Genomic DNA, 14,288 nt, shown 5'->3' with positions numbered 1-14,288 from the left:
TGCCATGTTCCGTTCCCTCGCCGGCGTGAACTACCGCATCTGGGCCGCCGGCGCGATCGTCTCCAACGTCGGCACGTGGATGCAGCGCACCGCCCAGGACTGGATCGTCCTGACCCAGCTCACCCACAACAACGCCTCCGCCGTCGGCTTCGTCATGGCGCTGCAGTTCGCCCCTCAGCTCCTGCTGCTCCCGGTGACCGGATGGGCCGCCGACCACCTCGACCGGCGCAAGCTGCTGATGGCCACCCAGGGTGCGATGGGGGCGTTGGGTCTCGGGCTCGGCATCCTCACCGTCACCGGGATGGTGGAGCTCTGGCACGTGTACCTCTTCGCGTTGCTGCTGGGCGTGGTCGCCGCCTTCGACGCCCCGGCCCGTCAGACCTTCGTCTCCGAGCTCGTCGCCGGCCCCAACCTGTCCAACGCGGTCGCGCTGAACTCGGCCTCCTTCAACGCCGCGCGCCTGATCGGTCCGGCGGTCGCCGGCCTGCTGACCGCCGCCGTGGGCGCCGGCTGGGTTTTCCTCATCAACGCCGCCACCTTCGGCGCCGTGCTGCTGTCGCTCGCGATGCTGCGCAGGGAGCATCTGTACCGCGCCGAACGCGCCAAGCGCTCGCGGGGCGGCCTGGTCGATGGGTTCCGCTACGTGCGACGCCGCCCGGACATCATGGTCATCCTGGTGATGGTGTTCCTGATCGGCACGTTCGGCCTGAACTTCCCGATTTTCATCTCGACCATGTCGGTCAGCGTGTTCCACCAGGGAGCCGGTGAGTACGGCATCCTGTCCTCGATCATGGCGATCGGGTCTGTGGTCGGCGCCCTGCTGTCCGCCCGGCGGGACAAGCCGCGCGTGTCCCTGCTGTTCGCCGGCGCCGCCTTCTTCGGCTTCGGCTGCGCGCTTGCCGCGGTGATGCCGACGTACTGGCTCTTCGCCCTCGCCCTGATCGTGATCGGAGTGTCGTCGCAGACCTTGATGACGACCGCGAACGGCACCGTGCAGATGACCACCGACCCGCTATTGCGCGGCCGCGTGATGGCGATCTACATGGCCATCTTCATGGGTGGCACGCCGGTCGGCGCGCCGATCGTCGGCTGGGTCGCCGACACGTTCGGGCCGCGCTGGGCGATGGGGGTCGGCGCAGCGAGCGGTTTCGCCGCCGCGTTGGTCGGTGTGTTCTATCTCATCAAGTACCGCGGCCTGCGTCTCCGGTTCGCCGGGAGGCGCCCCCGGTTCGTCCTCGCCCCGCGCGAGGTGGTGCGTGAGGAGCTCGAGGAGACCGAGGCGACGGCCACCCGCACCTCCTGACCGCGTGCGGTACGGTGCGGGGATGTTCCCTGATGGCGGAAGCGACCGATCAGAGGGTGGAGGGGTGACGGTGCGTGACGATGTGGATGCGCTGGCCCGGCGTGCGCTCGCCCTTGTGCCTGCGGACGGCCGCGCGATCGTCGGCATCGCGGGCAGTCCCGGCTCGGGCAAGACGACCCTCGCCCGTGCGGTCGCCGACCGCGCGAACCGGATGGCGGGCGACGGCACGGCCGTGCACCTCCCGATGGATGGGTTCCACCTGGCGAATGCGACCCTCGACCTCCTCGGCCGCCACGGCCGCAAAGGCGCCCTCGACACGTTCGACGGGTGGGGGTTCGTCGCTCTGCTGCAGCGCATCCTCGGCGAGCGCGACCACATCGTGTACGCCCCCGCCTTCGAACGCATCGTGGACGAACCGGTCGCCGGGTCCATCCCGGTCCCGCCCGGCGCCCGGCTGGTCATCGCGGAGGGCAACTACCTCCTGGTCGACCAGGATCCGTGGTCGCGCATCCCCTCGCTTCTGGCCGAGAGCTGGTTCGTGGCGACGCCCGAGGAGGAGCGGATGCGGCGGCTCGTCGACCGGCACACCCGCCACGGCCGCACGCCGGAGGCGGCGGCCGTCTGGGCGCGCGACGTCGACGGCGCCAACGCCGCCCTCATCGAGCCGACCGCGTCGCGCGCGTCGCTCGTGGTGAGCGGCACTGGCGCCGACTGGTGAGTCGTTGCTGTTTCGCCGACCGAGCAGCAACAGTGTGTCACCACTCGGCGGGGTCCCAGACCGGCCCGCTTAGGCTGAGGAGATGACGTCTCCCGCCTCCACCTTCGACCGTCTGACCGTCTTCGGCGCCGACTGGTGCCGCGACTGCATCCGCTCGAAGGCCCTCCTCGACCGCCTCGGCGCCGACTACGAGTACATCGACCTGGTCGCCCGCCCCGAGGAGGCCGACCGCGCCCAGCAGATCAGCGGCCGCACGAACATCCCGGTCGTCGTCTTCCCGGACGGCCGCCACCTGGTCGAGCCGTCCGACCCCGAACTCGAGGCCGCCCTCCGCGCCTGAGCCGATTGATCACCCGGACCGCGCAATCCCATCCACATCACCTGTTGGACAACTGACTCCGGCGGGCGGAGAGTGGCGGTCATGGAGTACACACACCTGGGCCGCTCCGGTCTGAAGGTCTCGCGCCTCGTCCTCGGCACGATGAACTTCGGACCGCAGACGACCGAAGAGGATTCCCACCGGATCATGGATGCCGCCCACGCGGCCGGCATCAACTACTTCGACACCGCCAACGTCTACGGCCAGCACAAGGGCCGCGGTGCCACCGAGACGATCGTCGGCAACTGGTTCGCCCAGGGCGGCGGCCGCCGCGAGCGCACCGTCCTCGCCACCAAGCTGTACGGCGACATGGGCGACTGGCCGAACGAGAGCCGCCTGTCCGCGCTCAACATCCGCCGGGCGCTGGATGCCAGCCTGCAGCGGCTGCAGACCGACTACATCGACATCTACCAGTTCCACCACGTCGACCGGAACACGCCGTGGGACGAGATCTGGCAGGGCATCGAGACGGCCATCGCGCAGGGCAAGATCCTGTACGCCGGCTCCAGCAACTTCGCCGGCTGGCACATCGCGACCGCACAGGCGGAGGCGCGCAGGCGCAACCTGCTGGGCCTGGTCAGCGAGCAGTCGATCTACAACCTCCTGACCCGCCAGATCGAGCTGGAGGTCCTCCCGGCCGCACAGGCGAACGGTGTCGGCGTGATCGCCTGGTCGCCGCTCCAGGGCGGACTGCTCGGCGGTGTCGTCCGCAAGCAGAACGAGGGCAAGCGGCGGCTGGAGGGACGCGCGGCGGAGACTCTCGCGAAGCACCGCGACGCGATCGAGGCGTACGAGGCGTTCGCCGAGGAGCTCGGCCACGAGCCCGGCGACCTCGCGCTGGCCTGGCTGCTGACCCGTCCGGGCGTGACCGGCCCGATCATCGGACCGCGCACGCAGGAGCAGCTCGACGGCGGTCTCCGCGCGCTCGACATCACGCTCGACGAGGCGGCGCTGAACCGCCTCGACCAGATCTTCCCGGGCCACAAGACGGCCCCCGAGGACTACGCCTGGTGACCCCGGGCATGCACGAAACGGAAGGACAGCAGTGAAGAATCGCACCATCGGCGAGGTCCAGGTCTCGGCGATCGGGCTGGGCGGCATGCCCATGTCGATCGAGGGACGACCGGACCGCGAACGCTCGATCAGGACCATCCACGCCGCGCTCGACGAGGGCATCACCTTCATCGACACCGCCGACGCCTACCACCTGGAGGCCGACGAGGTCGGTCACAACGAGGAGTTGATCGCGGAGGCGCTCCGCAGCTGGAGCGGGGACGCCTCCACCGTCCTCGTCGCCACCAAGGGCGGCCACCTGCGCCCGGGCGACGGCTCGTGGACGCTGAACGGGTCTCCCGAGTACCTGAAGGAGGCCGCCCGCGCCTCGCTCCGGCGCCTCGGCGGCGACGCCATCGGGCTGTACCAGTTCCACCGGCCGGACCCGGAGGTCCCCTACGCCGAGTCGGTCGGCGCCATCCGCGACCTGCTCGACGAGGGCCTCATCCGCATGGCCGGCATCTCGAACGCGGACCCGCAGCAGATCCGGGAGGCGCAGGAGATCCTCGGCGGACGCCTGGTCTCGGTGCAGAACCAGTTCTCGCCGGCGTTCCGGTCGAGCGAGCCGGAGCTGCGGCTCGCGGACGAGCTCGGCATCGCCTTCCTGCCGTGGAGCCCGCTCGGCGGCATCACGTCGGCCGGCGACCTCGGCAGCCGGTTCGAGCCGTTCAAGCGCGTCGCCGACGCCCGCGGCATCAGCCCGCAGGTCGTCGCGCTCGCCTGGCACCTGGCGCAGAGCCCGCACGTCATCCCGATCCCGGGTTCGTCTCGTCCGGAGACCATCCGCGACTCGGTCACCGCCGTGGATGTGGAGCTCAGCCCCGAGGAGCTCGGCCTCCTCAACGCAGCCTGACCGCCCCCTCGCGGCGGTGACTGCTACGCGGAGGAACGTGTGCGGTTGCGCGCCGGACCGCACGCGTTCCGTAGCACAGCAGTCGCTCGAACGCGGGGGCTCAGCCCGGCTCGACCTGCGCCAGAAAGGCGGAGGCGGCCGGGCTGGGCTGGTCGGCGACCGCGACGGCGACCCTCCAGGCCGGTGCGCCCTGCAGGCCGACGGCCCGCAACGCGTCCGGCCGTTTGAGGGCGAAGCTCGCCGGGACGACGGCGACCCCCAGGTTGTACCCGACCAGGTCGAGCAGCGGGTGCACGTCGTTGACCTCCATCGCCGCCCGGTAGTCGAACCCGGCCGCGGCGAAAGCGCGGCGGGTGAGCGCCTGAGCCCCCCACCCCTCCTGGAAGCCGACGAGCGGCTCGTCGCGCAGCCACTCCAGCGGGATGGACGCCTCGGCCGCGAAGCGGTGCTCCGGGTGGCAGAGCACCAGCATCTCCTGGGTGCTCAGCGGCCGCAGGCGGACCCCCGCAGGCGTGTGGCCCGTGTCGACCACCAGGGCGACGTCCGCGCGGCCGGCCGCGACATCCTCCACCAGCTCCTCGGAGCCCGAATAGCGCAGCCGCACCTCCACGCCCGGGTTCGTGGTGCGGAAGGCGGCGAGCTCGGCCGGCAGGTCGACCGACCCGAGGCACGGCTCAGCGCCGATCGTCAGCCGCCCACGGAGCAGGCCGCGCACGGCGGCGACCGCATCGCGGGCCGCCGCCGCGCTGGCCAGGGTGCGGACGGAGTCGGCGAGCAGCGCCTGACCGGCGGCCGTCAGCTCCACCCGCCGAGTGCTGCGGACGAAGAGCGACGTGCCGAGTTCCACCTCGAGGGAGCGGATGGAGGCCGACAGCCCGGACTGCGAGATGCGCAGGAGTTCGGCGGCGCGGGTGAAGTGGCGCTCTTCGGCGACCGCGACGAAGTGCTGCAACTGACGGAGTTCCATTCAGCGATGGTACTGCTCAATCGGCTGCCGCTGAGACATCCCGCCGATTCATCAGGCGGCGGTGGCCGCCGCATCTGCGCCCGCCTCCGGAACCGGATCGAACCGGAACGTCCGCAGGAACCGCTCCACCAGGTCGGAGCCGCCGGCCAGCACGTCGACCCGCGGCACCCCGTCGCGGAGCAGAACGCTCAACCCGTCGCGATCGACCAGGAACTCCAGCACGTCATCCGGGGGCGGAAGGTCGACGCGGCGCTGCGGCTGCGGCAGAGCGGCAGTGCCGACGTCCATCACATCCAGCGAGCGGCCATCCACGACGGCGCTGACCGAGGTCTCGCCCACGTGCACCAGGTACTCCGTCGCCGGCAGCGCCTCCGCGTCGTCGGCGCGGAACGCGGCGCGCAGCGTCACGCCCAGCGCGTCCGCCGTCAGCACGTCCCCTTCGGACGCCTCCCCCGGCGCCGCCCAGCCCCAGCGCTCGAGAGCCAGCACGACCGGTTCGAGCTCGCGCCCGAGCGGGGTCAGCTCGTACCCTCCGCGCACCGTTGGCACGCGGCGGATCACGCCGGACTGCTGCAACTCTTTCAGCCGGTCGCTGAGGATGTTCGTGGGGATGCGCGGGAGCCCCGCCTTCAGGTCGCTGTACCGCCGGGCGCCGGCGAGCAGGTCGCGGACGATGAGCAGAGCCCACCGCTCCCCGACCCGCTCGACGGCGCGGGCGACGCCACCCGACTGGCCGAACCCTCGCGGGGACCGTGCCGCCATGCTGCGGGCGTCAGGCCTGGGCGGGAGCGTCGGCTCCCTGCTCGGTCATGTACGCCTCCGGGCCGCGCTCGGCGGCCTCCGGCACCATCCAGAGGAAGGACAGGTTGTTGCCGTCCGGGTCCTCCAGGTCGCGGGAGTACATGAAGCCGTAGTCCTGGGCGGGTCGCGGCTCGTTTCCGCCCGCCTCGATGCCCCGCGCGACGATGGCGTCCACGTCTTCGCGGGAGTCCGCGCTGAGGGCGATCGAGGCGCCGGCCTGCGCGTGCGGGTCGATGATCTGCTTGTCGGTGAAGGTCGCGTAGAACTCGCGCGTCTGCACCATGAAGTAGATGGTGTCGCTGAGCACGACGCACGCCGCGTTCTCATCGGTGAACAGCGGGTTGATGCTATAGCCGAGGGCCTCGTAGAACGCTTTGGAACGGTCGAGGTCGGCGGTCGGGATGTTGACGAAGATGTTCGTGGCCATGATGCCCTCCTGCGTGATCCGGATGTCGGAATACGCCTAGCTTGCTCTTTGCAAGTTCACTTGTCAAGAACAAGTAAACCGCGCGAGCGGAGGTTGTCGATCGCCTCGTGCATCTCGCGAGCCAGGGCCACACGGCCATTCGCCTCAGCAGCCTCCAGCGCGACGGCCTGCGACGCGTCTGCGCCCCGGAACCAGGAGGCGACCGTCACACCGTGACCGGGACGCGAGGCCACCCGGACCGGGTCGCCGGCGCCGACATTGCCCGATTTCACGACCGACAAGTACGCGCCGGGACGCCCCTCCTCGGTGAAGCGCTTGACCCACTGCGGCTCCCGCATCCGCCGCTGGAACACCGCGCACGGCGTCCGTGGACAGGTCACCTCGACGATCAGCTCGTCGCCGATCGCCCAGCGCTCGCCGATCTCGGCCCCGTTCACGTCGATGCCGGACGTTCGCAGGTTCTCGCCGAACAGCCCCGGAGCGATCGGTCGACCCAGCTTCTGCTCCCAGATCGCAGCGTCCTCCTCGGCGTAGGCGTACAGCGCTTTGGAGGCGCCGCCGTGATGCTTCCGGTTCGCCTGCACGTCTCCGAACAGCCCGAGCGGACGCACCTGGAGGCGACTGCCGACCGGGCGCTTGTCGATGGCCGTGACCCCGATCCCCTGATCAGGGAGGAGCTGCTCGACCCGGCACACCGCGAGAATCTCTGCCATCGGCCCAGTATGTCAGCGGTTGTTCGGGCCTGACCCGTCCGACTGGGTAAGCGAGGCCACGATCCGGTCGAGCCCCCAGCGCCACGCGCGGTCGACGTCCCCGCCGAGCCCGAACAGCCCGCCGAGCTCCATGGTGATGAAGCCGTTCGCCCACGCGGTGACGAGACGCGCGCCCTCCAGAGCATCCTCCGGCCCGGTCAGCGCCGCGACGGCCTCGAGGAGTGGCGTCGCGCTCCGCACCACGGCATCCTGCTCCGGCCGCGGCGAGCCGTGGCTCGCGAACACCAGACCGAAGCCGACGGGATGCTCGTGCGCGAACCCGCGCAGCGCATCCGCCTGGGCGATGAGACGGCGAGTGGGATCGGCCTCGTCGCCGGTGTCCTCGAGCCGGCCGGTCAGGTCCTCCAGGGTCGCCGAGACGACCAGCGCGAGCAGTTCACGGCGATCCCGCACGCGCTTGTACAGGGATGGTGCGCGCACCCCGACCCGCTCGGCGACCGCCTGCATGGTGAGCCCGTCGAGGCCTCCGCTCTCGATGAGTACGCGACCCGCGGCGACGATCGCGGTGCGCGAGGTCTTCTCAGGCGTCGGCATGCTTGCATCTCCTCGTCATAGCTAACTATCATAGCCATCATGGAACTCGCGCCCGGCCTCCGCCGCATCGGCAACGACATCATCGCCGTCCATCTCATCGTCACCGATGACGGGATGACGCTCATCGACACCGGGCTGCCGGGGCACTACGCCGACCTGAAACGGGAGCTCGACGCCCTCGGGCGCCCGCTGTCCGATGTGAAGGGCATCGTGCTCACTCACGGCGACAGCGATCACACCGGCTTCGCGGAGCGGCTCCGTTCGGAGCTCGGCATCCCGGTGTACGTGGGCGCGGCCGACGCCGCGCGCGCCCAGGGCGAGAAGCCGCCGTCGCCGCCGAAGGACCGCCGTCGGCTGGGCCCGGTCATCGGCTTCTTCGCGTACGCGATACGGAAGGGCGGCGTGAAGATGCCCGCGGTGAAGGAGGTGGTTCCTGTGAACGACGGCGACGTCCTCCCCCTGCCCGGCGCACCGGTGATCATCGGGATGCCCGGCCACTCGCCCGGCAGTGTCGCCATCCACGTGCCGGCCGTCCGCGCCGTGTTCGTCGGAGACGAGCTGACGACGCGGAGCGTGCTGACCGGCGAGACCGGGCCGCAACCCGCGCCCTTCACCGACGATCAGGCCGGGTCCTCCGCCTCCCTCGAGAAGCTCGCCGCCCTCGACGTCGACTACGTGATCCCGGGCCACGGACCGGTGTGGACGCAGGGGGCGCCCGCCCTGATCGCCGCCTACCGCGGAGCCGAGAAGCAGCGCTGAGCGCCAGCCGCCCACCCGTCGGCACGGGCGTCAGCGGACTCCCCGCATCATCCGGAGCACCCACGGGCTGATCACGGCCAGCAGGATGCCGATGACCACCGCGACCCCGCCGATGATGCTGAAATAGATGCCCTCCGTCTGCGGCGAGTACAGCTTCGCGAGCTGACCGGCCATCGCCGTGCCCAGCGCGACGGACAGGAAGTACAGCGCCACCATCTGCGCCTGGAACGAACGCGGCGCCAGCTTCGTCGACGCCGAGAGCCCGACCGGCGAGATCAGCAGTTCGGCGATGGTGAACACGAGGAGGATGCCCACGATCGCCAGCAGCGGCGTGCTGTTCTTGCCGCCTCCCGCCCAGAACAGGAAGAGGAAGAACGCGAGGCCCATCACCACGGTTCCGGCCGCGAACTTTATCGGCGTGGAGGGCTGCTTGGCACCCCACTTCGTCCAGATCGCCGCGAACACCCCGGAGAGGATGATGACGAAGATCGGGTTGATCGACTGCACCCAGGAGACCGGGAACTCCCAGCCGAACAGGTCGCGGTTCAGGCGCTCGTCCGAGTAGATCGTGATGACCGTGAACTGCTGCTGGTACAGGGACCAGAAGGCGGCGTTCGTGATGAACAGCGGAATGAACGCGTAGAGCCGGCTGCGCTCGTCGCCGTTCAGCAGCCGGGACGACAGGATGACCACGAAGTACGCGATAGCCGCCACGATCGTGATGCCGATGACCCACAGGGCGAGGTTGATGGCGTTGATCACGTGCGTCAGCACGAGCACGACGACCACGACGACGGCGGCGACGCCGATCCCGATCACCAGCGGGTAGCGGGAGCGCTCCAGGGGATGCGGCACGTGTCGCGCCTCGTCGGGCAGGCGCTTGCGACCGATCGAGTACTGGATGAGGCCGATCGCCATCCCGACGGCGGCGAGCGCGAAGCCCCAGTGGAACCCGAGCGTCGTCTGGAGGAGGCCGGTCAGCAGCGGCCCGAAGAATGCGCCCAGGTTGATGCCGAGGTAGAAGAGCGAGAAGCCCGCGTCGCGCCGCGGGTCCTTCGGCTCGTACAGGGTCCCGACGATGCGGGTCGCGTTGGCCTTGAGCCCTCCACTGCCGAGCGCGACGAGAAGCAGGCCGACGAGGACTCCCGCGACACCGGGGATCAACGCGAGCGAGATGTGGCCGGCCATGATGACGACGGCGCTCCAGAACAGCACCCGCTCGGAGCCGAACACCCGGTCGGCGAGCCACGCGCCGAGGATCGTCGCCAGGTAGACCGCGCCCCCGTAGGCACCGACCACTCCCGCCGCAGTGGGCTGGTCGATTCCGAGACCGCCGCGCGCAGCCGAGTAGTACAGGTAGATGAGCAGGATGCCCTGCATGCCGTAGAAGGAGAACCGCTCCCACATCTCCACGCCGAAGATGTTGGCGAGCGAGCGCGGCTGCCCGAAGAAACCGTGGCTGCTGTCCGCATCGTCGCGGCGCGACGGCGCGGTGTCCGTTTCGCTCATGGCGCCCATGCTCCCACCGTCGGCGGCCCGCGGAAACGCCTGATCGATGGCTTTTCGAAGCTTCCCGATCCGCCGGCGGCCGGCATCGACACGCCGTGACGTTGCGCGAAAGCGCACGAAATGACCGCTTCTCTAACGGCGACGCAACGATTCGCCATACACTCGGCCCGTGGACAACCTCGATCGCAGCATCCTCGACCTCCTGCGGCAGAACGCGCGGGCCGGCTACGGCGACATCGGCTCGGTGGTGGGCCTGTCGGCCTCCGCCGTGAAGCGCCGGGTGGACCGGCTCGTCTCCGATGGGGTGATCCGCGGGTTCACCATCCAGGTCGACCCGGCCATCGACGGGATGAGCACCGAGGCCTACGTGGAACTGTTCTGCCGTGGCACAGTCTCGCCGGAGGAGCTGTTGCGCATCCTCTCGGCCGTACCGGAGGTGGTGGACGCCGGAACGGTGACCGGCAGCGCTGACGCGATCGTCCGCATCCGCTCGCGCGACATCCCGAGCCTCGAGGCCGCCCTCGAGAAGGTGCGGCTGGCGCCCAACGTCGACCACACCCGGAGCGCGATCGTGCTCTCCCGGCTCATCAATCGCGGAAACGGCTGAGCGTCGCGAATCTTCAAGACGCCGGGGCCGACAGGGATGAGACTGACGGCATGAGCATCACAGCACGAGCCGACATCCACGTCGACGCCTCCCGTGACCGCCTCTGGCAGGCGCTGACCGACCCCGACACCATCGCGCGCTACCTGTTCGGGACTCGCGTCGAGTCGGACTGGCAGCAGGGCGGAACGATCCTCTACCGCGGCGAATGGGAGGGGAAGCCCTACGAGGACAAGGGCGTCATCCTCGAGATCGAGCCAGGGGACCGCCTGGTCACCAGCTACTACAGCCCTCTCAGCGGCAAACCGGACGAGCCCGCCAGCTACCAGACGGTGTCGTACCTCCTCGCCGACGACGGCGAGGGCACCGTCGTCACCATCACCCAGGACGGCTGCGCCGACGAGCAGGAGGCTCAGCGGATGCGCGACAACTGGGGCATGGTGCTGCAGAGCCTGAAGGGCGTGGTCGAGGGAGGCTGAGCGCCTCCTGCGAGAACGTTCAGCGCCCGTAGGGTCAGCCGGGCGGCGATCCGAGCGCCGACACGGCGAACAGTGGCACGATGGGCGCATGAAGCTGCTCGTTGTCGAAGACGATCCGGACATGGGGGGCCTCGTTCAGCGCGGCCTCGCGGCCGAGGGGTACGAGGTCACCCTGGTGACCAACGGAGTCGACGCGCTGATCGCCCTCCGCAGCGATGCGTTCTCCGCCGCCGCGATCGACGTCATGCTGCCCGGGATGAGCGGCTTCGAGCTCTGCCGGCACATCCGGGAAGCGGCGAACCCGATGCCGATTCTTCTGCTGACCGCGCGCGACGCCATCGAGGACCGCGTCCACGGCTTGGACTCGGGCGCCGACGACTACCTGACGAAGCCGTTCGCCTTCGCGGAGCTCGCCGCCCGCGTGCGCGCCCTCCTGCGCCGCGAGCCGACCGGAATGCGGCCGCAGGTCAGCGTCGGGCGCCTGACCATCGACTCCCACGAGCACCAGGCGCTGGTCGCCGGTCACGAGATGCCGCTGAGCCGACGGGAGTTCACCCTCCTGCGCCTGTTCGCCACCAACCCGGACAAGACGCTGTCGCGGGCCGACATCCTCGAATCGGTCTGGGGCACCACCGAGAACATCGGCACGAACGTGATCGACCAGTACGTGTCGTATCTGCGCAAGAAGCTGGACGGTGCAGAGGCCGGCCTCTCGATCGTGACCGAACGCGGACGCGGCTACCGCCTCGACGCCCGCAACGCCGCCGACGTCAAACGAACCGCGGGCGCCGACGCCCACGACTCCGCATCGGCCCCGTGAACCGGCTGCGGCGCCTGTCGATCACGGCGCGGATCACGATCGGCAGTCTCGCCGTCGCCGCCCTGTTCGCACTGCTCGCCGTCGTGGTCATCCGGATCGGCGTCTCGTCGATCCTGCACAACGCCACCCTCACCCTGCTCAACAACGACATCTCCGCGCCCGCCGAGGCGCTGCCACCCCATCCGCATGGTCCGTTCGACCTGCCGGGAGGCGGCCAAGAGCTGGCCATCGTCGCCGCCGACCGCAGCATCCTCGCCTCCACGATGCCGGACTCGCTGGAGGACCGGATCCGGTCCTTGGTCGACGACAGCGACCAACCGCGCGACGTCGAAGCCCGCGGAGCGCACTATCTGGTGCTGAGCCGCAGCGTCACCACGTCCGAGGGCGTGATGCATGTGGTGGCTGCCCGCAACACCGAGACCACCGACCTGCTTCTGGATCGCCTGACCGCGGCACTGCTCGCCGGGGCGGGTGTGCTGATCTTCGCGTTCGGCGGGGCGTCGTGGCTGCTGACGCGCACCGCCCTGCGGCCGGTGAGCCGGATGCGGGAACAGGCCGACAGGATCGCCGGGTCGACACCCGACGAAGCGGGACTGCTGCCGGTGGGACCGGCGCAGGACGAACTGTCGGAATTGGCGACGACACTCAACGACCTGATCCTGCGCCTGCGCGCGTCCGCGGACCGGGAGCGGCAGATGGTCTCGGATGCCAGCCACGAGCTCCGGACGCCCCTCGCGGTGCTGCGCGGGCAGCTGGAGCTGGCGGAGCTGGATGCGGGCGACCCTGAGGCCCTCCTGCACGACGTCCGCTCCTCCCACACCACCGCCATCCGGCTGGCGCAGCTCGCCAACAACCTGCTGGAGCTCTCGCGCATCGAGGCGGGTCCGTCGAGCGGGCGGATCGACTGGCGGACCCTCGTGGACGAGCTCACCGACGCGATCGACCGCGCACGTCTGCTGGTGAGCAGCGACGACGATGCGTCCGGGATCTCCGTCGACTTCGAGTACGACCCCCGCCGCCGCCCTGACGCAGGCGCGCGGGTGGCGCTCTCGCCGACGGACTTCGGCCGCATCCTCGACAACCTGCTGGGGAATGCGATCACCGCGATCCGCTCGGCCGGAAGCGAACATCCGGAGGCGACCGTCACGGCCTCCCTCGCTCTGGTGGAGGACGGGCAGGGCGCTGAAGTGGTCGCCCTCACGGTGCGCGACTCCGGGCCGGGAATGCCGGAGGAGTTCATCCCGGTGGCCCTCGACCGCTTCACCCGCGCGGACGGGTCGCGCACCGGCCAGTCGGGCGGCGGCCTGGGGCTGGCCATCGTCGGCGCGTTGGCGGACGCCGCCGGCGGGCGGGTGCTGCTGCGGAACGCTCAGCCGTCAGGACTGACGGTGACCGTGACGCTGCCGATCCGGAGGGACTGAGCGGGCCTGCTCTCCCTGGGGGGCCGCCTGCGGCCGGTGCGCCGCTGCTCAGTGTCCCGTGCTGTCGGAGTCCACTCCCGCGTCGGGGCCCCCGTCGAGAGTGTCGAGTGCGGCCAGGTCGTCCGCGTCGAGTTCGAAGTCGAACACCGCGAGGTTCTCGGCCATGCGCTCCGGGTTGCGCGATTTCGGGATGGCGACCAGGCCGTTCTGCACGTGCCAGCGCAGCACGATCTGGCTGGCGGTGCGGCTATGCTTGCCGGCGAGTCGGGCGAGCACCGGATCGGCCAGGAGGTCGCCGGTCCCACCGATCGGGCTCCACGACTCGGTGACGATGTCGTGCTCGGCGCCGTAAGCGCGCTGCTCGCGGCGGGGGATGGCCGGGCTGAGCTGGATCTGATTGACGGCCGGAACGACGCCCGTCTCTGCGATCAGCGTGTCGATGTGGGCGGGTTTGAAGTTGGAGACGCCGATCGCGCGGGCCTTCCCCGCGTCGCGCAGGCGGATGAAGGTCTTCCAGGTGGAGACGTACTGGCCGCGCTGCGGAAGCGGCCAGTGGATGAGGAGGAGGTCCACGTAGTCGAGTCCGAGCCGCTGCAGGCTCGCGTCGAGGCCCGCGACCGCCTTGTCGTCGCCCTGGTAGACGCCGTCGAGCTTGGTGGTGACGAACCACTCCTCCCGCGGAACGCCGCTCGCGGCGAGGCCCCGCCCGACGCCCACTTCGTTGCCGTACTTGACCGCCGTGTCGACGTGGCGGTAGCCGATGCCGGCCGCGGCCACGACGGCCTGTTCCACCTCGTCGTCGTCGAGGGGCCAGGTGCCGAGGCCGAGCTGCGGGATGCTGCCGCCGCCCGCGAGGGAGAGGGAGGGAACCGTGGTCGTCATGTCGTC

17 protein-coding genes are annotated in these 14,288 nt (G+C 70.2%); 10 read left to right on the top strand and 7 right to left on the bottom strand.

The genetic code is table 11. The features are described 5' to 3' along the window. Positions 1-4 precede the first annotated feature (4 nt). From SB754_RS18030 to SB754_RS18010, 5 genes are all read left to right on the top strand, one after another. Positions 5-1,303, top strand: coding sequence for an MFS transporter (locus SB754_RS18030; RefSeq protein ID WP_410783780.1), 1,299 nt, complete (start codon positions 5-7; stop codon positions 1,301-1,303). Positions 1,304-1,325: 22 nt separating this feature from the next. Next, complete coding sequence (locus SB754_RS18025) at positions 1,326-2,021, top strand: nucleoside/nucleotide kinase family protein (RefSeq protein WP_410783779.1); 696 nt, start codon at positions 1,326-1,328, stop codon at positions 2,019-2,021. An 82-nt stretch (positions 2,022-2,103) separates the two neighbouring features. Further along, on the top strand, positions 2,104-2,361 hold the full coding sequence (locus SB754_RS18020; protein WP_410783778.1) for a glutaredoxin family protein: 258 nt from the start codon (positions 2,104-2,106) through the stop codon (positions 2,359-2,361). Between the two features lie 81 nt (positions 2,362-2,442). Further along, the gene (locus tag SB754_RS18015; RefSeq protein WP_410783777.1) at positions 2,443-3,414 is read left to right on the top strand and encodes an aldo/keto reductase; all 972 of its coding nucleotides are present in this window, start codon (positions 2,443-2,445) and stop codon (positions 3,412-3,414) included. 31 nt (positions 3,415-3,445) lie between these two features. Then, the gene (locus tag SB754_RS18010; protein WP_410783776.1) at positions 3,446-4,306 is read left to right on the top strand and encodes an aldo/keto reductase; all 861 of its coding nucleotides are present in this window, start codon (positions 3,446-3,448) and stop codon (positions 4,304-4,306) included. Positions 4,307-4,406: 100 nt separating this feature from the next. On the opposite strand, the gene SB754_RS18005 is transcribed toward SB754_RS18010, so the two are convergent. The 5 genes from SB754_RS18005 to SB754_RS17985 are packed head-to-tail and all read right to left on the bottom strand — an operon-like array spanning position 4,407 to position 7,808. Next, complete coding sequence (locus SB754_RS18005) at positions 4,407-5,273, bottom strand: LysR family transcriptional regulator (protein WP_410783775.1); 867 nt, start codon at positions 5,271-5,273, stop codon at positions 4,407-4,409. A gap of 51 nt (positions 5,274-5,324) precedes the next feature. Continuing rightward, positions 5,325-6,035, bottom strand: a complete 711-nt coding sequence (locus SB754_RS18000) for a winged helix-turn-helix transcriptional regulator (RefSeq protein WP_410783774.1) — start codon at positions 6,033-6,035, stop codon at positions 5,325-5,327. A 10-nt stretch (positions 6,036-6,045) separates the two neighbouring features. Next, positions 6,046-6,501 (bottom strand): VOC family protein, encoded by a 456-nt coding sequence (locus tag SB754_RS17995; RefSeq protein ID WP_410783773.1) that lies wholly within the window; start codon positions 6,499-6,501, stop codon positions 6,046-6,048. 56 nt (positions 6,502-6,557) lie between these two features. Continuing rightward, positions 6,558-7,214 carry an MOSC domain-containing protein gene (locus SB754_RS17990; RefSeq protein WP_410783772.1) on the bottom strand — a complete coding sequence of 219 codons (657 nt, stop codon included), beginning with the start codon at positions 7,212-7,214 and terminating at the stop codon, positions 6,558-6,560. Between the two features lie 12 nt (positions 7,215-7,226). Further along, positions 7,227-7,808, bottom strand: a complete 582-nt coding sequence (locus SB754_RS17985; RefSeq protein WP_410783771.1) for a TetR/AcrR family transcriptional regulator — start codon at positions 7,806-7,808, stop codon at positions 7,227-7,229. Positions 7,809-7,847: 39 nt separating this feature from the next. On the opposite strand from SB754_RS17985, the gene SB754_RS17980 reads away from it, so the two are divergent. Further along, positions 7,848-8,567, top strand: a complete 720-nt coding sequence (locus SB754_RS17980) for an MBL fold metallo-hydrolase (RefSeq protein WP_410783770.1) — start codon at positions 7,848-7,850, stop codon at positions 8,565-8,567. Between the two features lie 30 nt (positions 8,568-8,597). On the opposite strand, the gene SB754_RS17975 is transcribed toward SB754_RS17980, so the two are convergent. Next, positions 8,598-10,085, bottom strand: a complete 1,488-nt coding sequence (locus SB754_RS17975; RefSeq protein WP_410783769.1) for a peptide MFS transporter — start codon at positions 10,083-10,085, stop codon at positions 8,598-8,600. A gap of 160 nt (positions 10,086-10,245) precedes the next feature. On the opposite strand from SB754_RS17975, the gene SB754_RS17970 reads away from it, so the two are divergent. From SB754_RS17970 to SB754_RS17955, 4 genes are all read left to right on the top strand, one after another. Then, positions 10,246-10,683 (top strand): Lrp/AsnC family transcriptional regulator, encoded by a 438-nt coding sequence (locus SB754_RS17970; RefSeq protein WP_410783768.1) that lies wholly within the window; start codon positions 10,246-10,248, stop codon positions 10,681-10,683. Positions 10,684-10,733: 50 nt separating this feature from the next. Beyond that, a complete protein-coding gene (locus SB754_RS17965) occupies positions 10,734-11,159 on the top strand; it encodes an SRPBCC family protein (RefSeq protein ID WP_410783767.1) in 426 nt (141 codons plus the stop codon). Between the two features lie 88 nt (positions 11,160-11,247). Continuing rightward, the gene (locus SB754_RS17960) at positions 11,248-11,979 is read left to right on the top strand and encodes a response regulator transcription factor (protein ID WP_410783766.1); all 732 of its coding nucleotides are present in this window, start codon (positions 11,248-11,250) and stop codon (positions 11,977-11,979) included. After that, complete coding sequence (locus SB754_RS17955; RefSeq protein ID WP_410783765.1) at positions 11,976-13,400, top strand: sensor histidine kinase; 1,425 nt, start codon at positions 11,976-11,978, stop codon at positions 13,398-13,400. The genes SB754_RS17960 and SB754_RS17955 overlap by 4 nt, the downstream gene beginning before the upstream one ends. A gap of 48 nt (positions 13,401-13,448) precedes the next feature. Here SB754_RS17955 and SB754_RS17950 read toward each other — a convergent pair whose 3' ends face one another. Beyond that, entirely contained in the window at positions 13,449-14,282 is an 834-nt protein-coding gene (locus SB754_RS17950) for an aldo/keto reductase (RefSeq protein WP_410783764.1), read from the bottom strand. Positions 14,283-14,288: the final 6 nt, after the last annotated feature.

The sequence above is a fragment of the Leifsonia sp. SIMBA_070 genome (assembly GCF_046534635.1).
Classification (GTDB): Bacteria; Actinomycetota; Actinomycetes; order Actinomycetales; family Microbacteriaceae; genus Leifsonia.
Note: the sequence above shows the minus strand (reverse complement) of the source record. Positions and strands in the feature narration are given on the sequence as shown.

Excerpts from the sequence above, each read along its gene's own strand:
- SB754_RS18030 (WP_410783780.1), top strand. The coding sequence starts at position 5 with ATGTTCCGTTCCCTCGCCGGCGTGAACTACCGCATCTGGGCCGCCGGC.
- SB754_RS18025 (WP_410783779.1), top strand. The coding sequence starts at position 1,326 with ATGTTCCCTGATGGCGGAAGCGACCGATCAGAGGGTGGAGGGGTGACG.
- SB754_RS18020 (WP_410783778.1), top strand. The coding sequence starts at position 2,104 with ATGACGTCTCCCGCCTCCACCTTCGACCGTCTGACCGTCTTCGGCGCC.
- SB754_RS18015 (WP_410783777.1), top strand. The coding sequence starts at position 2,443 with ATGGAGTACACACACCTGGGCCGCTCCGGTCTGAAGGTCTCGCGCCTC.
- SB754_RS18005 (WP_410783775.1), bottom strand. The coding sequence starts at position 5,273 with ATGGAACTCCGTCAGTTGCAGCACTTCGTCGCGGTCGCCGAAGAGCGC.
- SB754_RS18000 (WP_410783774.1), bottom strand. The coding sequence starts at position 6,035 with ATGGCGGCACGGTCCCCGCGAGGGTTCGGCCAGTCGGGTGGCGTCGCC.
- SB754_RS17995 (WP_410783773.1), bottom strand. The coding sequence starts at position 6,501 with ATGGCCACGAACATCTTCGTCAACATCCCGACCGCCGACCTCGACCGT.
- SB754_RS17990 (WP_410783772.1), bottom strand. The coding sequence starts at position 7,214 with ATGGCAGAGATTCTCGCGGTGTGCCGGGTCGAGCAGCTCCTCCCTGAT.
- SB754_RS17985 (WP_410783771.1), bottom strand. The coding sequence starts at position 7,808 with ATGCCGACGCCTGAGAAGACCTCGCGCACCGCGATCGTCGCCGCGGGT.
- SB754_RS17980 (WP_410783770.1), top strand. The coding sequence starts at position 7,848 with ATGGAACTCGCGCCCGGCCTCCGCCGCATCGGCAACGACATCATCGCC.
- SB754_RS17975 (WP_410783769.1), bottom strand. The coding sequence starts at position 10,085 with ATGGGCGCCATGAGCGAAACGGACACCGCGCCGTCGCGCCGCGACGAT.
- SB754_RS17965 (WP_410783767.1), top strand. The coding sequence starts at position 10,734 with ATGAGCATCACAGCACGAGCCGACATCCACGTCGACGCCTCCCGTGAC.
- SB754_RS17960 (WP_410783766.1), top strand. The coding sequence starts at position 11,248 with ATGAAGCTGCTCGTTGTCGAAGACGATCCGGACATGGGGGGCCTCGTT.
- SB754_RS17950 (WP_410783764.1), bottom strand. The coding sequence starts at position 14,282 with ATGACGACCACGGTTCCCTCCCTCTCCCTCGCGGGCGGCGGCAGCATC.